Origin of the sequence: Bacillus sp. SN1, from assembly GCF_002796895.1 — a bacterium.
GTDB lineage: Bacteria > Bacillota > Bacilli > Bacillales > Bacillaceae > Bacillus > Bacillus inaquosorum.
Genome location: NZ_PHIE01000001.1, coordinates 1,159,953 through 1,181,275, shown reverse-complemented (window position 1 = coordinate 1,181,275; position 21,323 = coordinate 1,159,953). Strand labels below are relative to the sequence as shown.

Annotated in this window: 23 protein-coding genes, 1 pseudogene and 2 riboswitches; of the genes and pseudogenes, 14 read left to right on the top strand and 10 right to left on the bottom strand. The window is 43.8% G+C overall.

The window, feature by feature from the left end:
• Positions 1-64: 64 nt before the first annotated feature.
• On the bottom strand, positions 65-1,024 hold the full coding sequence (gene isp / locus CVV77_RS05750) for a serine protease Isp (protein ID WP_003239048.1): 960 nt from the start codon (positions 1,022-1,024) through the stop codon (positions 65-67).
• Positions 1,025-1,246: 222 nt separating this feature from the next.
• Here isp and rsbRB point away from each other — a divergent pair, with 222 nt between their 5' ends.
• Positions 1,247-2,080: an RsbT co-antagonist RsbRB gene (gene rsbRB, locus CVV77_RS05745; protein WP_003239045.1), complete on the top strand. Its 834-nt coding sequence runs from the start codon at positions 1,247-1,249 to the stop codon at positions 2,078-2,080.
• A gap of 32 nt (positions 2,081-2,112) precedes the next feature.
• On the opposite strand, the gene CVV77_RS05740 is transcribed toward rsbRB, so the two are convergent.
• Genes CVV77_RS05740 through CVV77_RS05725 form a run of 4 tightly spaced genes read right to left on the bottom strand, consistent with a single transcriptional unit; the run spans position 2,113 to position 5,691 of the window.
• Positions 2,113-2,877, bottom strand: a complete 765-nt coding sequence (locus CVV77_RS05740) for an energy-coupling factor transporter transmembrane component T family protein (RefSeq protein WP_084995284.1) — start codon at positions 2,875-2,877, stop codon at positions 2,113-2,115.
• Positions 2,852-4,501 carry an ABC transporter ATP-binding protein gene (locus CVV77_RS05735; RefSeq protein WP_100274818.1) on the bottom strand — a complete coding sequence of 550 codons (1,650 nt, stop codon included), beginning with the start codon at positions 4,499-4,501 and terminating at the stop codon, positions 2,852-2,854. The genes CVV77_RS05740 and CVV77_RS05735 overlap by 26 nt, the downstream gene beginning before the upstream one ends.
• Positions 4,488-5,087: an ECF transporter S component gene (locus CVV77_RS05730; protein WP_019258206.1), complete on the bottom strand. Its 600-nt coding sequence runs from the start codon at positions 5,085-5,087 to the stop codon at positions 4,488-4,490. Before CVV77_RS05730 ends, CVV77_RS05735 begins: the two co-directional genes overlap by 14 nt.
• Position 5,088: 1 nt before the next feature.
• Positions 5,089-5,691, bottom strand: a complete 603-nt coding sequence (locus tag CVV77_RS05725; protein WP_100274817.1) for a YkoF family thiamine-binding protein — start codon at positions 5,689-5,691, stop codon at positions 5,089-5,091.
• A gap of 96 nt (positions 5,692-5,787) precedes the next feature.
• Positions 5,788-5,899, bottom strand: a riboswitch (TPP riboswitch).
• Positions 5,900-6,000: 101 nt separating this feature from the next.
• Here CVV77_RS05725 and ykoG point away from each other — a divergent pair.
• The 7 genes from ykoG (at position 6,001) to mgtE (ending at position 11,419) form a co-directional block, all read left to right on the top strand.
• Complete coding sequence (ykoG, locus tag CVV77_RS05720) at positions 6,001-6,687, top strand: two-component system response regulator YkoG (protein WP_019258208.1); 687 nt, start codon at positions 6,001-6,003, stop codon at positions 6,685-6,687.
• A gap of 3 nt (positions 6,688-6,690) precedes the next feature.
• On the top strand, positions 6,691-8,055 hold the full coding sequence (gene ykoH, locus CVV77_RS05715) for a two-component system sensor histidine kinase YkoH (protein WP_084995292.1): 1,365 nt from the start codon (positions 6,691-6,693) through the stop codon (positions 8,053-8,055).
• Positions 8,052-8,732, top strand: a complete 681-nt coding sequence (locus tag CVV77_RS05710) for a PepSY domain-containing protein (protein WP_100274816.1) — start codon at positions 8,052-8,054, stop codon at positions 8,730-8,732. The genes ykoH and CVV77_RS05710 overlap by 4 nt, the downstream gene beginning before the upstream one ends.
• 92 nt (positions 8,733-8,824) lie before the next feature.
• Positions 8,825-9,340 carry a PepSY domain-containing protein gene (locus tag CVV77_RS05705; RefSeq protein ID WP_019258211.1) on the top strand — a complete coding sequence of 172 codons (516 nt, stop codon included), beginning with the start codon at positions 8,825-8,827 and terminating at the stop codon, positions 9,338-9,340.
• Positions 9,341-9,421: 81 nt separating this feature from the next.
• Positions 9,422-9,559, top strand: a complete 138-nt coding sequence (locus tag CVV77_RS05700; RefSeq protein WP_003218541.1) for a transcriptional regulator SplA domain-containing protein — start codon at positions 9,422-9,424, stop codon at positions 9,557-9,559.
• Positions 9,560-9,666: 107 nt separating this feature from the next.
• A riboswitch (M-box (ykoK) riboswitch) is annotated at positions 9,667-9,833 on the top strand.
• Between the two features lie 90 nt (positions 9,834-9,923).
• The gene (locus CVV77_RS22320) at positions 9,924-10,046 is read left to right on the top strand and encodes a hypothetical protein (protein ID WP_003239030.1); all 123 of its coding nucleotides are present in this window, start codon (positions 9,924-9,926) and stop codon (positions 10,044-10,046) included.
• A 17-nt stretch (positions 10,047-10,063) separates the two neighbouring features.
• Positions 10,064-11,419 carry a magnesium transporter gene (gene mgtE, locus CVV77_RS05695; protein WP_003239029.1) on the top strand — a complete coding sequence of 452 codons (1,356 nt, stop codon included), beginning with the start codon at positions 10,064-10,066 and terminating at the stop codon, positions 11,417-11,419.
• A 42-nt stretch (positions 11,420-11,461) separates the two neighbouring features.
• Here the strand turns inward: mgtE and CVV77_RS05690 are convergent, their stop codons facing one another.
• Positions 11,462-11,794 carry a MerR family transcriptional regulator gene (locus tag CVV77_RS05690; protein WP_003239028.1) on the bottom strand — a complete coding sequence of 111 codons (333 nt, stop codon included), beginning with the start codon at positions 11,792-11,794 and terminating at the stop codon, positions 11,462-11,464.
• Between the two features lie 193 nt (positions 11,795-11,987).
• Here CVV77_RS05690 and CVV77_RS05685 point away from each other — a divergent pair, with 193 nt between their 5' ends.
• The 3 genes from CVV77_RS05685 (at position 11,988) to CVV77_RS05675 (ending at position 13,010) form a co-directional block, all read left to right on the top strand.
• Positions 11,988-12,143, top strand: a complete 156-nt coding sequence (locus CVV77_RS05685; protein ID WP_003218545.1) for a hypothetical protein — start codon at positions 11,988-11,990, stop codon at positions 12,141-12,143.
• 87 nt (positions 12,144-12,230) lie between these two features.
• Positions 12,231-12,413, top strand: coding sequence for a hypothetical protein (locus CVV77_RS05680; RefSeq protein WP_019258212.1), 183 nt, complete (start codon positions 12,231-12,233; stop codon positions 12,411-12,413).
• Positions 12,414-12,545: 132 nt separating this feature from the next.
• Positions 12,546-13,010, top strand: a complete 465-nt coding sequence (locus tag CVV77_RS05675) for a MarR family winged helix-turn-helix transcriptional regulator (RefSeq protein ID WP_075745657.1) — start codon at positions 12,546-12,548, stop codon at positions 13,008-13,010.
• 4 nt (positions 13,011-13,014) lie between these two features.
• On the opposite strand, the pseudogene CVV77_RS05670 reads toward CVV77_RS05675, so the two are convergent.
• Positions 13,015-14,144, bottom strand: a pseudogene (locus CVV77_RS05670) (MGDG synthase family glycosyltransferase).
• A 91-nt stretch (positions 14,145-14,235) separates the two neighbouring features.
• Here CVV77_RS05670 and CVV77_RS05665 point away from each other — a divergent pair.
• On the top strand, positions 14,236-14,787 hold the full coding sequence (locus tag CVV77_RS05665) for a YkoP family protein (protein WP_100275145.1): 552 nt from the start codon (positions 14,236-14,238) through the stop codon (positions 14,785-14,787).
• A 27-nt stretch (positions 14,788-14,814) separates the two neighbouring features.
• Here CVV77_RS05665 and CVV77_RS05660 read toward each other — a convergent pair whose 3' ends face one another.
• Positions 14,815-15,627, bottom strand: coding sequence for a metallophosphoesterase (locus tag CVV77_RS05660; RefSeq protein WP_100274815.1), 813 nt, complete (start codon positions 15,625-15,627; stop codon positions 14,815-14,817).
• 196 nt (positions 15,628-15,823) lie between these two features.
• Here CVV77_RS05660 and CVV77_RS05655 point away from each other — a divergent pair, with 196 nt between their 5' ends.
• Both CVV77_RS05655 and CVV77_RS05650 read left to right on the top strand, forming a co-directional pair.
• On the top strand, positions 15,824-17,518 hold the full coding sequence (locus CVV77_RS05655) for a DUF6044 family protein (RefSeq protein ID WP_003239020.1): 1,695 nt from the start codon (positions 15,824-15,826) through the stop codon (positions 17,516-17,518).
• A 12-nt stretch (positions 17,519-17,530) separates the two neighbouring features.
• The gene (locus CVV77_RS05650; RefSeq protein ID WP_019258217.1) at positions 17,531-18,544 is read left to right on the top strand and encodes a glycosyltransferase family 2 protein; all 1,014 of its coding nucleotides are present in this window, start codon (positions 17,531-17,533) and stop codon (positions 18,542-18,544) included.
• A gap of 23 nt (positions 18,545-18,567) precedes the next feature.
• On the opposite strand, the gene CVV77_RS05645 is transcribed toward CVV77_RS05650, so the two are convergent.
• Both CVV77_RS05645 and ku read right to left on the bottom strand, forming a co-directional pair.
• Positions 18,568-20,403: a DNA ligase D gene (locus tag CVV77_RS05645; protein ID WP_100274814.1), complete on the bottom strand. Its 1,836-nt coding sequence runs from the start codon at positions 20,401-20,403 to the stop codon at positions 18,568-18,570.
• A gap of 3 nt (positions 20,404-20,406) precedes the next feature.
• Positions 20,407-21,291: a non-homologous end joining protein Ku gene (gene ku / locus CVV77_RS05640; RefSeq protein ID WP_019258219.1), complete on the bottom strand. Its 885-nt coding sequence runs from the start codon at positions 21,289-21,291 to the stop codon at positions 20,407-20,409.
• Positions 21,292-21,323 lie beyond the last annotated feature (32 nt).

The window sequence follows — 21,323 nt, the reverse complement described above, 5'->3', positions numbered from 1 at the left end:
TGTCAACATAGAATTTGAAATTTTATTTACAAATTACGACATAAATTATATGAGAAAAATAATTTTATAGGGTCATCAAATGTGATTGCTCTGCTTTTTCTGCCAGCTCATCAGGAGCAGTTAAATAAAGGAATCCATTACCTGCCAGTGTTTTTGCGATATCAAGCGGGAGTGTCCTGCGGACCAGCTGCGCATAAACCTCAGGTTCAGTTAGATCTCTTTGAAACGATTCTTCTTCAAAGCTTTTAATTAAAGCAAGTGCTCCGCTGACATGAGGGGCAGCCATTGAAGTGCCGGTCAGCTTACCGTATTTCTTGTTAGGAAGGGTGGATAATATATTTTCTCCCGGTGCAACGAGATCAATTTCTTTATTTGCGTTAGAAAATTCCGACGATTCTCGAGCTACGGAAACAGAACCAACCGCGATCACATCATTATAAGCCGCAGGGTAGGAAAGCTCCTCTGTACGTTCGTCGCCGTCACCTTCATTTCCCGCTGCGCAAACGACAAGCACTCCATTTTTCACAGCGTTTTTCACCGCTTCTTCAAGCTCTGGCACATCGCTCGGTCCGCCAAGAGACATTGAGATGATATCGACTTTCTGTTCCACAGCGTAGTTAATGCCGTTAATAATCCATTCGTATTGTCCGCTGCCGTTTTCACCGCCAAGAACCTTCACAATCAATAGGCTTGCTTCAGGCGCGACTCCGGCAATGCCGCCGCTTGAATCATTAGCTGCAATTGTTCCGGCGACGTGTGTGCCGTGTCCGTTGTAGTCGGAAATCGCATCTTCCTTGCCGCCGTCATCATCCGTGAAGTTCTTTCCGCCGATGATTTGGTTTTTTAAATCAGGATGGCTTGCGTCGCAGCCAGTGTCCAATACAGCAATTTTTACATCTTTGCCTTTTACCCCTTTTGCCCACATTTCTGGCGCCTTAATCACTTTAATGCCCTCAGGAAGCTCGTTTACATCCATGATCTGCTCATTCGTCACATACGGGATCAAGCGGATTTCACCATTCATAAAAAAGCCCTCCTTTTTTATGCTTTCAAGTGGATTCAAGGGTGTTGCCTCATATTATATGAAAAAAACAACCGCTCGGACAGAGCCATTTGAAGCATTTTGAAAAAATAGGATACAACCCAAAGAATTAGTAATTTTCAAAATATTGGATGGTTTCGGCGTGTCTGACTGGGATTCAGCTGTAAGTCAAGTTATAATAGTGTTGGGGAAAGGAGCAGTGTGATGAAACTGAATGAAAAATTATATGCGTTTTTTTCAGAGCATGTGGAGCAAATGGCCGAGGAATGGATTGAAACGATGGAGGAAAGTGATCCGAATTCGCTTTACGCCTTACATAATGCATCTGTAACGGAAGAATTGAAAGAGCAGGACAGGGAATTTTACCGGCATCTGAATTACATGTATGTTTTACCTGAAAAACAATTTCTCGAAGAATTTCAAGAGTGGGTCATTGAGCTGACAAACGATCAAAAGCATCTTGACACTCCGGTTCAGTACGTCATTCGGGAGTTTATGAGAAATCGGAAATTATATACGAAGTATTTTGAGAAGTTCGCAGAAGAAAACGAGTCGGCGTTTGAACCGGGAGAGAAACAAAAATGGGCCGATTTAATTGTAAGAGTCTTTGATTTTACCATTTATACATTTGTCGATCACGCTGAAACGAATGCCAAACAGCAATTAAACGCCCAGAGAGAAATGATATTGGAATTAAGCTCGCCTGTCATTACCCTGAGCAAATCAACAGCTCTGCTTCCGCTTGTCGGTGACATTGATACCGAACGGGCAAAGTTTATTCTGGAAAACACGCTTCATGCTTGTGCAAAAAGACGCGTGGAGCACCTGTTAATCGATCTGTCAGGTGTTGTGGTGGTCGACACGATGGTGGCGCACCAAATCTTTAAATTAATTGAAGCGCTCAATTTAATCGGTGTCCGATCAACCCTGTCAGGAATCAGGCCTGAAATCGCGCAAACCGCTGTACAGCTTGGGATTGATTTTTCGAACATTACAATTAAAACCAATCTTGCCCAGGCATTAAACTATCATCAATAAGAAAAAAAGCCGCTATCGACAATAGCGGCTTTTTATGAGGAAAAACATAAAGATACGAGAAAAGATCCTGCGAATAACAAGAGAACGAGGCAAAAGAACAGCCAGTCGCGGCGGTTCACGGTCAGCGTCCGGTAATATGTCCGATTTCTGCTTCCTGTAAAACCTTTCGATTCCATCGCAAGCGCCGTCCGTTCCGCTTTTCTGATGGCGCTTGCTAAAAGCGGGATGGTATACCGCTTTAGCGCGCTGATTTTCTCTTTGAAGCCGTTCTCCGCCGCTCCTCCTCTGATTCTATGAGCCTGCTGGATAAGCTGGACCTCATCCTTTAACAACGGAAGAAAACGAAAGCCTGCAATGACGCCATATGCGAGCTTTGGTGAAAGCTTGCACTGCTGGATAAGGCTCAGCATAAATAAAATCGGATCGGTCGTAAAAACAAACATCATCGATAAGGCGGAAAAGCATAAAATACGAAACCCGAGAGAGATGCCGACAGACACATTGTCACTGTTGATCGAAAAAGGGCCGGCTTGAAACAAGAAATTATCCTGGGTTGTCGGAACCTTTCCAAAAACAGCGGCTGTCCATACGCATCCGAATGCCAAAATCAAAAACGGAATCGTAAACAAAAACCATTTTTTCAATGGGATTCTGGCTGCTAATAGGACACTCGCCACGATGATGATATAAAAACACGCAGGGGTGTAGGGATTGTAAATAAACGACAGCATGACAACACAGCAAAAAACCGCCGCTGCTTTCACTGTCGGATTAATGAGATGTAACGGCTGCATCATCACGCACCTCCTCTTGATATGCCATCCATTCATATAGAAGGGGAAGGGTGAGCTTTGCTTTTTGGACAAGCCCTGTTTCCTGAGAAAATAACTGCGCGGGAGATCCGTCAAAGGCCAGGCCCGTATCGTGAAGCACAAGCACGCTGTCGGCATACGAAGAGACTAGCTCCATATCGTGTGTAATCATAAGGACAGCGGTTCCTTCTTCCTTGATACGCTGAATCATATCCATGCATTCAGCCGCCGTGCGGGCGTCCTGGCCAAAGGTTGGTTCGTCTAATAATAAAACCTTTACGTCATACATGAGCATGGTAGCGACGCTCAGGCGCCGTTTTTGTCCTTGGCTGATTGCAAACGGATGATGGTCTGCCAAATGCGCAAGACCGAAACGATGCAGCAGGTGCTGCGCTTTTTTCTCGGTTTCAGCATCTTCTTTCTGGCCGAACAGCAGCTCTTCATACACTGTATCGGTGACGAACTGATGCTCCGGGTTTTGAAAAACAAATCCCATTCGTTTTCGCAGTTCATTTTCTTTATACGATTGCAGCGCCTTATCATATAGAAGAATCTTTCCGCTTTTCGGCTTCATCAGACGGGCGAGGACGGATAAGAGCGTCGATTTTCCGGTGCCGTTCGGGCCGACAAGCGCCGTTAAAGAGCCTTCGCGTAATGAAAAGCTAATGTCTTTGAAAATCGTCTGCTGTCCTCTTGCGAATGAAAGGTTGCTGACTTCCAGCACACTTTCCCCAGAAGGAGCTTTCTTCTTTTCAGCATGCCCGGCAGGAAAAGGTTCTTTAAACAGCGTTTCTTTTGATAGAGTAAACGGCATACTGAGTTTTTCCTGCAGGCCGCACACTTTTGGAATCGCGATGCCTAGTTCCTTTAGGGTCTCCGCTTCGTACTGAAATAGATCTTCTGTCCGGCCGTCCAGCGCTTTTTTTCCCGCTTTGTCCAGCACAATTGTCCTCTCAATCCAAGGCGTCCATTCATCAAGCTGGTGCTCAATGACGAGGAGGCTGAAGCCTTTTTCCCTCTGAAGGTCTTTCATCATGTGAACGAACTCCCGCGCTGAATAAGGATCTAACAGAGAAGTTGGCTCATCCAACATAATAAGCTCAGGCTCCATCGCCAAAATACAGGCGAGAGCGACTTTCTGCTTTTGTCCTCCTGACAGAGTGGATATCGTTTTTTCTTTTAAAGAAGTAATGCGTAATTTTTCTAAAACCGCATCAATTTTTTCTGTCATCTCTTTTTTCGGAATCTGCAGATTTTCCAGCCCGAAAGCGATTTCGTCCTCCACCGTCAGCATGCAAAACTGCTGATCAGGATCTTGAAAAACGACTCCGACATGCTGAGCAATCGTTTCGGAGGTTTCAGGGTCTGTGACTGTGACCGGCTTCTGACATAAAAAAACATGTCCGGACTGTATGCCGTCGCAAGCCTCCGGGTAAAGACCGTTTAAACATAGGGCGAGCGAGCTTTTTCCGCACCCGCTCGGCCCTAGTAATAAAGCGCATTCTCCTTTTTGAAGCTCAAACGAAATGTTTTGAAAAACCGGTTTCTCGTCTTCTTCATAAGAGAAGCTGAGCTGGTCAACCGTTAGGAGCTCATCAAAGGCTTGCATTGTCTGATACCCGTTTTCGTTTCTTTTTCAGTTCCTTTCCGAGTGCCATTCCGTTCAACACACCCGTATAAGCGAGAGAGTCGCTGACAGCTTTTCCGAGGAGCCCCGCAAGAAGCGCGCCGGAAATCAGACGGATTACAAGCGAAATGAGAAGATAACCAGGTGAATACGCTGCATAGCCAGAAACAAAGAGATCATAGATAAAGCTGGCTACTGAAGATCCCATTCCTGCCAGCAAAAGTACAGGCAGAGAGTATGCTTTCCAGCGTGTCGCGAGAAATACAGCTTCAGCCCCGAGACCTTGAACAATGCCGATGACGATGACCATTGGGCCAGATGGATTTCCCAGCAGGCATTCAACGAGAGCGGCAATGATTTCAGAAACAAGCGCCGCACCCGGTTTTCGAATAATGTACGCGGCGATGACAGAAACGATAAACCAAATGCCGTAAATCGGTTCATAAGCGATTGGACCGAACATACCGGCAAGTACGTTTCCAAAATGCGTGAATAATAAATAAACAACGGCAAAAACGATACTGATAACGGACATGATGACAATTTCTTTTACTTTCCAGCTTTTCATTTTATCCCTGCTTTCTGTTTTTTCTTGATGGACTGTTAGCCGAGACATTCACAGTCATGGTTACGTGGTTTGTTTGCTGTTCAGCCATGCGGAAAACGGCTTCCAGTGTTCTGAATACGTCATGCGCGTCCCCGTCAAGCTCGCTCGCGTAATGGACTCCCTGTACGAAGGTGCCTTCTGCTTTCGCAATGTCGACAGCTTCCATGATCAAACCCATATAATCCGGCTCATTCATCGGGTAAAGCGCAAATTGGCATGGTGCTTCCGCGTTCAGGCTTCCGACAGCATCTTCATTGACACGCTTGGCGTCTGCGGAAAGATATGTATCTCCTTGGGTATCGCCCGGGCACCCGATGGAAAACGTGCCGTTCATGACGATGTGTTTTTCGCTGTTCGCCGCATAAAGATAAATGGCTTTGGCAGCATCGAATACATGATCAATCGATCCGCGCAAGACTGTGCTGATATGGTCGGTTTTCGTCCAAACCTTAGATGTGTCGGTTTTTTTCAGCGCAGACTTGATCACACTGATAAAATCATCTGTCATCGGGTATAAAGAGAAGCGAAAACCAGCGATTCTGCTTGTACCGCAAATATGATCCATTTCTCCGACCTCCTGTTTTTTTGGTAAAATAAAAAACTGCATATCCTAAGGGAATATGCAGTCATAGATCGATTAAGCGCACAAAAAAATACACCATTCGGTCAACCTGCACTTCCCCACGCTGGTATTATCCAGATCGGGTCATAAGGGATCAAAGCGCGTGTTTGCGCGCTTTATCTCAGCCAAAACAGCACCCCTAGTGCTTTCCGTATACAATTTTTTATTTTGACATCATAATAGATGATAAGAATCATTTTGTAAACAATGAAATCATTTTTTCATATATGGGACAGGAGAGGATGATCGATTTTGGAAAAAGGGCACATATTAATTGTGGAAGATGAAGAAAAAATCGCCAGGGTACTTCAGCTTGAATTGGAATATGAAGGATACAGCGTCACCATCAAACAAGATGGCACAGATGGGCTGAATGCGGCCGCGGAAGGCGGGTATTCTCTGGTGCTTCTTGATGTCATGCTTCCGGGGCTTAGCGGCCTGGAGGTGCTGCGCCGCTTGAGAAAAACGGATCAGCAGACACCTGTCATTTTATTAACGGCGCGCGACAGTATTCCTGATAAGGTAACAGGGCTGGACATCGGTGCGAACGACTATGTCACAAAGCCATTTGAAATTGAGGAATTGCTTGCGAGAATCAGGGCGGCGCTGCGCCAAAATGGACCAAAAACAGAAGATATTGGCACTTTTCTTACATATGACGACTTGCGGGTGAACGAAAAAACCCGTGAAGTGAGCCGCGGAGGTAAAGAGGTGGAATTAACGCCCCGGGAATTTGATTTGCTCGTCTATATGCTGAAACATCCGCAGCAAGTGCTGACACGGGAGCAGATTTTAAACTCGGTATGGGGATTTGATTACATTGGTGATACAAATGTCGTGGACGTGTACATAAGATACATCAGAAAAAAACTGGACTATCCTTACGAAAAACAGCTGATCCATACTGTTCGCGGGGTCGGTTATGCCATTAAGGGGTAAACGATGAAGCTGAAGACCAAGATTCATCTGTACACATCAATATCGCTGCTGGTTTTATTAATTTTGGTCCATACCGCAGTCTATCTCATTTTTTCATCCGCGCTGACATCAAAGGATGCAGCCCGGCTTGCAGATGAGACGGATAACATTGCCGAAGCGCTGCATGCTGCTGAAACAGAAGGAGTGGCTTTGCAGGACATGCTGCAGGCCTATCTTCCGGCAAATGGCATGGTCCGTGTAGTGAATGGTGATCAAAAAGCCGTCATGACCATTACAAAAGAAAAAGAGTTTAAAGATTTTCCTCTTTCATTTCACAGCGGGGAAACGGCAGATGTAAGGAAACATGACGGCAAACTGTTTGCTGAAGCCGCTGTTCCGGTTATTTGGACCGATGGGCAAGTGGTATCTCTTCAGCTGGTTGAAAGGCTCGAGAACACAGAGGAGAGTCTGTTTCTTTTGAAAATCATCTTAATCGCTGCAAGTGCTGCTGTCTGTATCGCTTCTTTTTTTGCCGGCAGCTTGCTCGCCCGCCGTATCATCAATCCGATCAGACGATTAATGATGACAATGAAAGATATACAGCGGGAGAAAGCATTCAAAACGATTTCCTTGGAAGGACAGTCGCACGACGAGTTATATCAGATGGGGCTGACATTTAATGAGATGGCGATGATGCTGAAAGAGCACTACGATAAACAGCAGCAATTCGTTCAAGACGCTTCACATGAATTGAAAACCCCGCTCACGATTATAGAAAGCTACAGCAGTCTAATGAAGCGGTGGGGGGCAAAAAAGCCGGAAGTGCTTGAGGAATCGATTGAAGCCATTCATTCAGAAGCGGTGCATATGAAAAAACTGACCAACCAGCTGCTGGCGCTGGCCAAAAGCCATAAAGGACTCGAGCTTGACCTGAAAACAATCGATCTGATTGAAGTGTCACGCGCCGTTATGCAAACGCTACAGCCCGTCTATCACCGTGAGATTTTGCTTGAAACAGATAGGGAGAGCCTGCTTGTAACAGCTGATGAAGAACGGATCAAGCAGCTGCTGACCATTTTGCTCGATAATGCCATAAAGTATAGTGAAAAAGCCATTGTAATGACAGCCGGAACGAGGAATGGACGGCCGTTTCTGTCAGTAAGGGATGAAGGCATCGGAATACCTGAGGAGCATATCCCGCACTTGTTCGAACGGTTCTACCGGGCGGATGAGGCACGAAACAGAAAAACAGGCGGGACGGGTTTAGGCCTTTCCATTGCCAAGCAAATCGCCGATGAGCACGGCATTGAGCTGTCTGTCAAAAGCAAGCCGGACCAAGGAACAGCTGTCACCATGCAATTCAGAGAACAGAATGGGGGAGGCCGATGAAAAAAACAATAAAAGCAGTATCTGCTGCGGCAGCAGCGGTTTTAGCCGTCATCATCTGTGCGGTTCTCATCATTCGGCAAACCCACGAGGACGTACTGTCAAAGGAGGCTGTCGTAAAAAAAATCGAAGCCTCCTATGAAGGCGAGGTCACGAAAGTAACGCAATCAAAGAATAAAAGAACATATGATATGACCCTTGAAAATCCAAAGGGAACTTATTTTATAAAAGCTGACGCAAAATCGGCTGATATTCTTTCGATAAACAGAGTAAAAGCGATGAATCCATCTGCCATGACAGAAAAAGAAGCTGAGCATCTCGCGCTTGAGCGGGTGCCGGGAACCGTCAAAAAACAAACACAACAGAATCGTGTTGCCACATATACCATACAAAAAGAAGACGGAAAAACATACGAAGTGAAGGTAGATATGCAGGCAAAAGCAGTCGTGTCGGCTGATCAAATCAGCAGTGAAGATCAACAAAAAACACCGATTACGAAAAAAGAAGCCAAAACAATTGCAGAGCGAGAAACGGGCGGGACAGCGGATGACGCAGATCTCGAAGAAAATGAGGGCACTCTCATCTTTGAAGTGGATGTTGATCTTCCGGATGATAAGGAAGCGACAGTTAAAATCAATGCCTACACCGGAAAAGTTGCAAACATTATGTATGAAGACTGACGGTTTCTCATCAAATTCTCATCTTTCTCTCGTTTTCCTTTCATGTTGAGTGTGTAAACTGTACTCATACGAAAACAAAGGAGGAATCACATATGCTCAAGAAAAGATGGATGGTTGGCCTATTAGCAGGCTGTGTAGCGGCCGGCGGATTCAGCTACAACGCGTTTGCGAAAGAAAACAATGAAAACACACAGACTGCTTCGTCCAAGACTGGTGCACTCACTGAACAGGAAGCAGAATCGATTGCCAAAACGGTTGTTGACGGCACGGTGGATGATATCGACAGAGACATTTACAACGGCAAAGAAGTCTATGAAGTCGAGATCCAAAAAGACGGTGAAGACTACGACGTTTATGTAGATATCAATACAAAACAAGCGCTCAATGACCCGTTAAAAGAGAAAGCAGAACAAGTTGCCATAACAAAAGAAGAGGCTGAAGAGATTGCCTTAAAGCAAACAGATGGAACCGTAACAGAAAGCAAGCTTGACGAAGACGACGGTGCTTACAACTATGAAATTGAGATCAAAACGAAACAAGGAACTGAGGCGGAATTTGAGATTTCCGCAAAGGATGGACATATCATTAAGCAGGAGATAGACGACTAATCAAAACCCCGCAGCAGCGGGGTTTTTTCATGATAAGAAACCTTCTTTTGGACAATCTAAATAGAAAAGGAGGCGAAACGCATGGAAAAGAAAGAGGAGCAATACATCAATCAGGCTGAATATGTCCCTCATCCGACGAAGGAAGGAGAGTACGCCTTATTTCTTCATGAAACGTATCATTTGCTCTCTGAAGATGATGAGACGCAAACAACAGAATAAGGGCTTAGGCCCTTGTTTTGTTCCGTATTTGTGATGAAAGCGCATTTATTACTTTTTTGAGTTGACACAGCTTGTTTTTTTCTGTAATCTCAGTGTGTCAATTCAATTAGGAACTTCGTTAGGTGAGGCTCCTGTATGGAGATACGCTGCTGCCCAAAAATGTCCAAAGACGCCAATGGGTCAACAGAAATCATCGACATAAGGTGATTTTTAACGCAGCTGGATGATTGATCCTATGCCATACAGTGCTAAAGCTCTACGATTGAAGGCGCCCGCACGCTTTTTTGCCGTGCTTCTTTCTCCTTCAATCCCGAAGGCTTTTTTTATGCCTTTAAAACGAATTTTACCAAAGGAGGTGCGGAGTATGGATTCTCCCCATTCGAGTCAATCTGAAGAAGTACCCATATACTATGACAGCAAGGCAACTGATTACACGATGAGGAGACGATCTGCCGCACCTTCAGGCGAGGCCGGCACGTCTCCGTAGAGGAGGTACGAGTCCCGATGGTTCAAAACATGACCTATGACGAACTCATTTTACGCATCATTATTTTATTGCGAGACGGGAAAATCAGGGATTTCAGAAGCGTTATTGATGAGCTTCAGCCCTATGATATGGCATTTATTTTTAAAGAAATGCCGGAAAAACACCGCGCCCGCTATTTATCTTATTTAACTGTAGATGATATCACTGATATGATCGGGGAGCTGGAACGTGAATTTCAGCTTGCCGTCTTAAATAAAGTCGGAAAAACCAGAGCAACACTAGCGATGAACAAAATGGACAACGATGACCTTGCTCAATTGCTTGAAGAAATGGACGAAGAACTGAAGGAACAGCTATTGTCCAGCATGGAAGCATCAGAGTCTAAGGCTGTACAGCTTTTGATGAATTATCCGGCTGACTCAGCGGGACGCATGATGACAAACCGGTATGTGTGGATTCCTCAGCATTATACGGTAAAAGACGCGGTCGTCAAACTGAAAAGCTTTGCTGAAATAGCTGAATCAATCAACTACTTATATGTCATCAATGAAAGCAAACAGCTGGTGGGCGTACTTTCTTACCGCGATTTGATTCTAGGCGAACCTGAAGAAAAGGTGCAGGATTTAATGTTTACCCGCGTCATCTCAGCAGGCGCTCTCCAGGATCAGGAAGAAGTTGCCCGCCTAATTGAACGTTACGATTTCTTGGCAATTCCGGTTGTGGAGGAAAACAACGTGCTTGTCGGCATTGTAACGGTCGATGATATTATCGACGTCGTCATTCGGGAAGCTGATGAGGATTACGAAAAATTTGCCGCTTCCGGTAAAGACATCACCTTTGACACAAAGGCTTACGTGGCGGCATACCGGCGTCTGCCATGGCTGATTTTACTCTTGTTTATCGGACTGATTTCAGGAAGCATTATCAGTTATTTTGAAGATGCGCTGCAGCAGGTTGTCGCGCTGGCGTTTTTCATGCCGATGGTGTCAGGGATGACAGGAAATACGGGAACACAATCTCTCGCGGTTGTCATCAGAGGTTTGTCTAAAGAAGAAATGAACAAAAAAACGATTGTACGCTTGATCCTCCGGGAGTTCAGAACAAGTATTTATATCGGAGCGGTTTGTTCTGTTCTGATTGCGATTATCGCCATCTTATGGCAGGGGAACGCACTTCTGGGATTTGTTGTCGCCTCTTCACTGCTCTTTACTTTAATTATCGGCACGATGTCAGGAACAATTATCCCTATTATTTTGCACAAGCTGAAAGTAGACCCGGCGATCGCTTCAGGACCGCTGATTACAACGTTAAACGATATTTTGTCTTTATTAATTTACTTTGGCATTGCCACTGCATTCATACACTCATTATAAACGTAAAAAGTCCGTCTCAATTGCGAGTCGGACTTTTATCATTTAACGGTTTTTGTACCGAAAGTGAGCATTAAGCTGCCCCTCCAGCATTTTTTTCCGCACTTGCGGATCGTTTTTTACCATCTGCTCTTTTTTGCGCATATCCTTTAAAATCTCTGCCGTCTGTACGCCGTCTTCACGCTTATTGGCGATATCCATCAGCCGCTCCACATCGGCGAAAGAATATTTTCTCGTTCCCCTTGAAGACCGCTGCGGATAAATGAGCTTCCGTTCCTCATAGTACCTGATCTGTCTTACGGACAATCCTGTCAATTCACTGACAATCCCGATTGAAATCACTTTTTTGTCTTTATAAGAATGATCTTCTGTGGTCATTTTTCCACCCCTGGATGTCTTTTGATAATAGTATATAAAAAACAAAGAGAAAAAACCTGACGCTTGTCATATTTTCTAACATGAAATAGAAGATTTTTGAAAAAATACGGAAGAAAAATTAACAAGAATAATGCGTAACACACAAGCGCGTTTTATCCTTTATGTAACGAATCAATGAGGAGGAAGGATAATCATGGAGGAAGAAAAAGCGGTCTCACTGGCAAAAGAAATTATAGAGTTGGATATCAAACGTGATGAAATGCTGGAGACGTTTATGCAGCTTGCCGGAGAACATGCTTTTCAACTATTAAGATCGGTTCAAAACGGACTGTACCGAAAATCTTCGTAAACATAAATTCTTTACACTAGATTCATACCACGTTCATTTAAATAGAGTATCTTGTGTATAGGATACCTCAAAATGAAGGAGGACGCTATGAGTAATTTATTGAAATCCGCTTTAGAAAAAGAACGAAGCCATTATTCTGAAAAACTCTTTCAAATCGGAGTTTATAATAAAGAAATAATGAACAAAATGACGATTTCCGAACTGCGAAAGGAATACGCATATTTCTTCCGCAACATTGCAAATCACAAAAAATATCCTTATACAAGATAATGTATAAGGATTTTTTTGCTTTCAGAAGGAATTTCTCGAATTATAGCGAATACATATAGTAAGGGACTGAACTCTTATTATATGTAAGGGTTTTCATTATTTTTTTATAAAAATCCTATATACGAGGTAGATATGATGAGATTATCGTTTAACGAAGAAGAAGTTGAGCGTGCGATGAATTTGTACAGAGTTTTTGCAAGGGCTTTCAAAAGTGTGTCTGAACATAGTATCCGTGACAGCAAAGAGCACGGCTTTAATCCGACTGAGTTTGCTGTACTGGAGCTCCTGTACACAAGAGGCCCGCAAAAATTACAGCAAATTGGGTCGAGACTTCTGCTTGTGAGCGGAAACGTCACATATGTCATTGACAAATTAGAAAAAAACGGGTTTTTAGTAAGGGAGCAAGACCCGAAAGATAAACGCTCCGTTTACGCGCATTTAACTGACAAGGGAAATGAGTATTTGGATAAAATTTATCCGATTCATGCATTGCGTATAGCGAGAGCATTTTCAGGCCTTTCGCCTGATGAACAGGACCAGCTGATCGTCCTGCTGAAGAAAGCAGGCATTCACAGCCAGCATTTGCTGTTTCGTTAACATGTTACACTCTCTGTTTCAGGAGAGTGTTTTTTTGTTTTATATGATCCTTTTTAAAATATCTTCAATCTTCCGATCAGATATTTCACCAAGATATTGATTGACATGTTTTTCGTATTCGTTCACCTGTTCATTCGATTGGAAAAATGCCGCAATCTGTTCTTCTGCCTTCTGCATGTCCCAGTTTCTCATATCTGTGACAAGCTTCCGTTCCTTTAAAAGGTTCAAATTCATCTCCTCCTGGCCCGGCAACGCATGATAAATAAATACCGGAAGCCGTTTCTGTAAGCATTCGCTGATGGTCACGCCTCCGGGTTTTGTCATGATTCCTGACGCCTGTTCGTATAAACGGTTCATCTCTGCTTTGCTGTGAAGGTAGGGTATCGCCTCAATAAAAGGGTGGCCTAAACTTTTGACATAGCAGTAGAGCTTTTCGTTTCTGCCGCATAATATTTTGTATAAGATGTTTCCGCCTGGCGACAGCTCCTGAACCCATTTTAAAATACCCCCGACCCCCATACTGCCGCCTGTAATAATGATGGTATAGGGCGGATGATGCTGACAGGTGTCTGCAGATCCCATTTCAAACATCCGGTGAACGGGAATGCCGGTCAAGTATATGTTTTTCTGATTGATTCCTTCAGACACGAGTTGCTTCTTGACATCCATGATCGGAACAAAATGGTAATCAATGTTTTCCCGCCCCCATAATTGATTCACAAAAAAATCAGTGTATACATTCACAACCGTCAGATTCGGAAATTCCGGCTTTAGGCGGTTCAGCAGATAAGAAGGCAGCGCATGCGTACAGAAGGCGATATCAGGCTGTTTTTCTTTGAGAATGTGCCTCATTTGTTGTGTGAACAGCCATTCGTACATGGTATAGCGTTTGTCATTCTGATATTCTCCGCAGGCAAGGAGTCTGTAAATGCCGCTGTACGTTTTCGGGAAATATTGAATCCATTTTAAATATGTCTCAGAGGATAGTTTTTCTAACCGTCTATACGCATGTGAAAAGATATCAATTTTTTCAGATGCCAGTCCTTGTGACTCCAGTTCAGCCTGCAGGGCATCGGCGACATGATGATGTCCGGTGGAAATGCTTAAAAAAGGAAAAATGAGAATGTTTTTCATGACGGTCCTCCTTAAAAAATATGGCAACTATATTTTGGGGAGAACGATGACAAAATATAAGGGTATTTTTGATCATAAGGAAGGTGAAGAGATGAAAACCTGTTTCCTTTCCATTTGGAGAGTGATTGACCCGTTTTATTTCTTTTTTTCAAGGCTGACCTTGATTGACGAAGATCGAAAAAGCGTCTTTCGAGTCAGGCTGACGAAGTACAAAGGGCATCATGTCGTACTGAGCGACGGAACGCATATAAGAAAAAATGATGTGCTCGTTAAAATCCATCTGCACAATATTAAGCTGATCAGGGAGCTGCAAGGCATAGAGAGTGCAGTCAGAAAGGGGATCATTATCTATCAAAAAGTATATCAATCGATGCCGATATTATTGGAATACATCAACAATCATAAAAAAAGTGAAAAAATTAAAGGAATCGTGGGAATTACAATGCTTGACAAAGGTGTGGAAAGGCTCGGCTTTGATGTGGTCACCCCTGCCAATCCTTTCTACAAATGCTTTAAAAAGATAACCCATATGCCTATTTTATATTTAACGTCAAAGCCAGTGGGCTTGCGGCATTTACCGAATACATCCTATTTGTTTATTTCGAAAGAAAAGCTTCAGAAAACCTATCAAAAAAAAGACTGATGCCTTGGTCAGCACAGTCTTTTTTGATTATATCTGATGAAATGTCACTTCAGGGCGGCTTCCGACACGGATATTCACACCGGTTTGTCCTAAGCCTTCGCTGATATAAAACGGCTTATCCTGGTGATAATGAAGCCCTTTAATCATGTTCATGCGCACGAGCTTGCCCATTTTCACCAAATGATACGGTTTTGGCCAGTGGATTTGGCCGCCGTGAAAATGGCCTGACAGCAGGTAGTCAAAATGAACATCTTTCATATCCAGAATAATGTTAGGGTCATGTGTTAATACAAGATGATAGCCGTTGTCTAGATTTTGATAAGAGCCGATAATATTACTGCGATTCGTGCTGTAATCATCAATGCCAATAATATTGACAGGCCCTGCAGCTGTCTCGATTTGAACATGTTCATTTTGCAGCGTGATACAGCCGTTTTCCTCTAAAACACGCTTCAATCTCTGAAAGTCCTTTTCTTTCAATACATAATCATGGTTACCGAACACCGCGTACATTCCATATGCAGGCTTCAGCTTTTGCAATGCGTTTAAATAACCTGCCAGCTTCGGAATATTACGTTTCCGATCTAGAAAATCCCCGGTAAGCGCAATAATGTCCACAGGCTGATTTTTTGTTAAATGATACAGTTCTTCAGGTGAAACAGAAATGTTTTCTAAGTGAAGATCTGATAAATGAAGGATATTTAATTTTTTTCTGGCTGGAAGACCGTCTTTTTGATCAATTGAAATGGTGTTGACCTTCACATCTTTTGTATTGCGTTTCGCTTTATATATAAATGGCACACATACGAGTATGGCCAATGAAAGTAAGATTGTAAACAAAATATATCCCCTCCCTCCTATCAGTATAGTAAGTGATCGGGCCTTTTGGATAGCGGGAATTAATGGGTAAGAGACAGGTTGAAAAACGGATTGTCATCCGATGAATGTTTTAGAAGGGAAAAGGGATAATAAATTTTGACACATGAGGCAGAACATGCCGGATATGGAGTCAGAATAACAGATGGATGTGTAAGCGATGTTACGATTGATGAGACAACACAAAAAAGAAACATATTATCTCTGGATCGCATTATTTCTTCTTTTGCTGTATGTATCTCCACTTTTTATTTTAAAGGAAGATGCCCATATTCGCGTCCACGATAATTTAGATTCCAATATCGCTTGGTACAAGGTGCTGGCTGATAGCGGAGAAATCGTCGGCAAGGTTGACGCGGCCATTCCGCAAATCATTAACGGGCTGCCGCGGGATGCCTTTGGCACCGAGTTGAGCGGAATTGTTTGGCTGCATGCTTTCTTTTCTTCCATGACTGCCTATGCAATAAGCCAGACAATTACAAGGGTTGTCGCTTTTTTTGGAATGTATGTGCTGCTGAAGAAGCATGTGATCCCAGAGCCAAAGGCGGCTTTCATCCGAATTGGCGTATCGCTGGCATTTGCCTTAACACCTTTCTGGCCTTCGGGAATGCTGAGTACGCTTGGATATCCTTTGGCATTGTGGGCTTTTTTGAATATCCGAAAAGGGGATATCTCATGGAGAGAGTGGCTGACGCTCGGTTTGCTTCCTTTATATTCAAGCTTTGTCTTAGGGTTCTTCTTTTTCTTGGCAGGAATGGTGTGCTTTTGGCTGTATGATGCTATCACAAAAAGAAGATGGAATTTGATGTTCTTAGGCAGTATTGCTTTTATGACCAGTATTTATCTTTTCGTAGAGTACCGGCTCGTTTATTCGATGCTGTTCTCGCACGCACCGATGCATCGGATTGAATTTATTTCATCCAGGCATGACGTTTGGCATTCTCTCCGCCTATCCGTAAAAAACTTTGTCTATGGCCATAATCATGTGATGACCGTTCACACCGTTGTCATCCTCCCGATCCTGCTGCTTTTATTTGCAGCTTTGCTGTTCAAGCGAAACCGGACAAAGCCGGAAAATGTGTATCTGTTTTTATGTGTACTTAATTACGGACTGTCTTTATGGTATGCGTTTTGGTTCAACAAAATATGGGCGGTGCCAAAGCAGAAATTTGCCTTTTTAGCTGAATTTAATTTTGCCCGTTTTCATTTCCTGCGGCCGCTTGTCATATATGTGAGCTTTGCGCTTGCTTTATATCTCATTTGGCGAATGGGAAGAGGGTGGAAATGGCTTGTATATGCCGCTGTGGCTGCACAGCTGATGGTATTGGCGCCTTTTAATGAAGAATATACGTATGGCGTTCACTACAATGCGCCGACATTCCGGGAGTTTTATGCATCTGAGCAATTCAAAGAGATTAAGGAGTACATCGGGCGTCCGCAAGATTCATACAGGGTGGCGAGTATCGGACTGCATCCGTCTATCGCCCAATATAACGGGTTTTACACGTTAGATACGTATAACAACCTGTACCCGCTCTCATATAAATATGAATTTAGGAAAATCATCGAAAAAGAGCTGGAAAAAAACGCTCGGCTGAAACAATATTTTGATGAATGGGGCAGCCGCTGCTACCTTTTCGTCAACGAGCTCGGTAAACGGTATGATTTTAAAAAGAACTCGAAGAAAACGATCAACAATCTGGAATTAAATACAGATGTATTTAAAAAAATGGGCGGACGTTACATTTTTTCTTCAGTTCCGATCATGAATGCTGACCAAAACCATCTCGCGCTCGTCAAGACGTTTGACCATAAAGATTCCGCCTGGCGCATTTATTTATATGAAACAAGATAAGGAGGATATCGATTGAAACAGCCACAGCCAGTGTTAACCATCGTCGTTCCGTGTTTCAATGAAGAGGAAGTGTTTCAAGAGACAAGCCGTCAGCTGACAGAGGTTGTAGACGGCTTAATTGAAGAAAAATTAATTGCTGAAGACAGTAAAATTCTGTTTGTCGATGACGGCAGCAAAGACAGAACCTGGGCCTTGATTGCCATGGAAAGCATAAGAAACAAGAAGATTACCGGCTTAAAATTAGCCTGCAATGTCGGACACCAAAAAGCGCTTTTAGCCGGACTCCATAAAGCGAAGAACAGATCAGACTGCGTCATTTCGATTGATGCTGATCTTCAGGACGACATCTCTGTGATCCGGGATTTCATGCTGAAATACCATGAAGGCTGCGAGATCGTTTACGGTGTTCGCCGGAGTAGAAAAACCGATACCTTTTTCAAGCGCACGACCGCTTTAGGGTTTTATCGCCTCATGAATAAGCTTGGGATTAAATTAATTTATAATCATGCGGATTTTCGTTTAATGAATAAAAGATCGCTTGAAGAGCTCGCGCGCTATCCGGAAGCGAATTTGTTTTTAAGAGGCATTGTTCCCATGATCGGCTTTAAATCAGCCGAAGTCTTGTATGACCGTAAGGAACGCTTTGCCGGTAAAACGAAATATCCGCTCAAAAAAATGCTATCATTCGCTTTTAACGGGATTACATCATTCAGTGTTGCGCCAATTCGATTCTTTACGCTTTTAGGTTTTGTTTTACTTTTCGTCAGTGCTGTGGCGGGAATCGGCGCGTTCGTTCAAAAACTGCTCGGCCATACAAATGCAGGCTGGGCGTCGCTCATCATTTCCATTTGGTTTTTGGGCGGGCTGCAATTAATGGGAATCGGGATCATCGGAGAGTATATCGGTACGATTTTTTCTGAAGTGAAAAGACGGCCGAAATATGCAATTGATATCGATTTATATAATGAGCCGCTGAGCCCGCTCCAGCGCCAGGAAGAAGAACGGTTGGAAAAAAAGTACAGTTGAACGGAAAGAGCTGACTTAATTAGTCAGCTCTTTTTCTGCAACTGATGTAAAATGGCGCTAAGAGGCTCGTCTTGCGGGTAACGGTAAAAATCAAAAAATGGGCAGCCCTGCTTCTTAATACGATCAACGACAGTATCAATCGTAAACAGGGCGGGTGTTAAGGATGTTTGTACCTCATGCCAATAGAGCGGTGCCGCGACAGTGCCAAGGTCGTTCCCTCTTGTCGAATAAGGACAGATAATCGTTTTACCTTCTGCATGCTGCAAATAATCAAGATACAATTTGCCGTGCCTGTTTTTAATCAAGCGTTCTGTCGTAAAGAGCTCGGGAAATGCATTGGTGCAGTACTCTGCGATCAGCTGTGTAAATTGGCGTGTTTCTTCATACGTAAATGCCTCAGGAGACAAGGGAATATAAAGCTGGATGCCTTTGTTGCCGGACAGCTTCGGATACGATGTGATGCCAAAGGAGTCAAACAGCCGCTTCAGTTCATTTGCGGCCTGCACGGCCATGAGAAAGTCATCTCGTGAAGGCGGGTCCAAATCAATGACAATCTCAGCCGGACGTCTGCTTTTAATGGTTTGAAAAGGAACATGAAACTCCAAAGCAAGCTGGTTGGCAAGCCATAATAAAGTGGACATGTCCTCGCAGACGATGTGCTCATGGCTTCCATCATAGAAAGATTGAACAAAATCCGGCGCATAGTCTGGCTTGTTTTTTTGAAAAAACGATTCGCTCCTTGATCCATGCGGATAGCGGATGACGGTGACAGCACGGTTTTTCAGAAATGGGAACAGGTAGTCACTGACTTCGATCATGTACTGAATAAAATCTTCCTTTGTTTTTTTATTCTTTTCAAATATGATTTTATCCAGGCTTGTGAACTGAAGCTTTGGATGGACCGGTTTTGAGTGGCGTATGACTTGCGCATACGTGCATTCAGTCCAGTCCATATGGAATTCAAAGCTGACAAACGATACCTCTCTTAATGTACCTTGGAGAATCGTTAAGTATTGAACGGTTGCACAAATCGACGGTTCAAGCGTAAATTCACCTGATGATGTTTTATGTCCGTGCTGTTCCATAATCTCGCGTATGGCGCTTTTTTCCTCATCGCGCATTCCGTGTGAGACAGAGGCAATAGGTGTCATGACGCCGTTTTTTAACACAGACACCGTCAGAAAGCCATTGTTGGGGTTGAAACCTGTTATACAAACATAAGCTTGTTTAAAATTTTTATATTTGAGCCAATCGGACGACCGCTTTTTTTCAAGCCATTTGCTGTTTGTTTTCTTCGCTACAATTCCTTCTCCATCATATTTTGTAACCATCTCCCACATCGGATCAAAATGATCATAGCAGGGGATATACTGAATGGTTTCCTTAGCGTAAGGGTCTGGAGACGCAGGAAGCTTTGCCGCAGACATGAGATCGTACAGCGATTTTTTTCGATCTAGATACGAAAGAGATGATACATCTTCTCCGCTTCGCTCTAACAGATCAAAGGCGAGAAAGCAGCACGGCCGCGCGTTTGCCGATTCCTGAATTTTGTCTGGTCTTTTCAAACGCCCACGCACTTGAAGGTGTTCAAAATCTGCACGACAAGGGTTCACCAAACATACAATTTCGCCATCGAGTGTCAGCGGAAGAGCTTTTTCCATGTGCTGAAAGGCTGTCTTGGCGAATTGAGTGATTTCAGGGAAGGTGCTGTTAAGCTCCAAGCCATTTCTGCTAGTTAAAGTCACACCTGCTGAATGGATGCGGAGAATGCAGCGGTACCCATCATATTTAACTTCGTAGCGCCATTCTGCTCCTATTGGCGGAGACGAAGTAAGGACGGGCTGCATCGTAAACGCCATGTGTTAAGACGTGCCGGAGGCTTTTTTTCTAGTCGTTTTTTGTTTTTTATCTCCGGCTCCTTTCGGTTCAGCGGCCTGTGCTGGTGCGGCTGCCGGGGTTTCACGGTTCGGCTTTCTGGTACGGTCGATGCTGGCTTGCAGAGCGCTGACAAGGTCGATGACATCTTCACGAGGAGGCGCTTTATCAGGAGTGACGGCTGTTTCTTTATTTTCGAGCTTGTCATTGACTCTTTGCAGCAGGGCGTGCCGGTACGTATCTTCATATTTCTCAGGCTCAAACTCAGTCGTCAGCTCATCTATTAAAGTGATAGCAGTTTGCAGTTCCTTATCGTTTACATTCGATTGATCCGGTACACCTGGGACATGGGCAGCGCTTCTGACCTCATCCGGATAATGGATAGACTCCATAATGATACAATTTTCATAAACGCGGAGAATGGCAAGCTGCTGCTTCGACCTGATTGTCATATTGGCGATGCCGATCTTTCCGGTAGAGCGCAGCGCCTCACGCAGCAGGGTATAGGCTTTCGTGCCGTTATCCCCGGGGCCGACAAAGTAGGAGCGGTTAAAATAAATCGGGTCAATTTCCTGAAGCTGAACAAAATCAACAATCTCAACGGCTTTCTCTTCATGCTCCTGCTTTAAGCTTTTTAGATCATCGTCCGTCAGCACCACATATTTTCCTTTTACATATTCGTATCCCTTTACAATTTCATCAGGACCAAGTGTTTTTTCGCAATTCGTGCAAATTTTTTCGTATTTGATTGGCGCGTGATCCTCTTTATGAAGGCTTCGCAGCTTAATGTCTTTATCCTCTGTGGCCGCATATAGCTTGATGGGAATGTTTACTAATCCGAAACTGATCGATCCCTTCCACATTGTATGCATATCGATAAACCCCTTTTTTTCTTTAGTGTGAA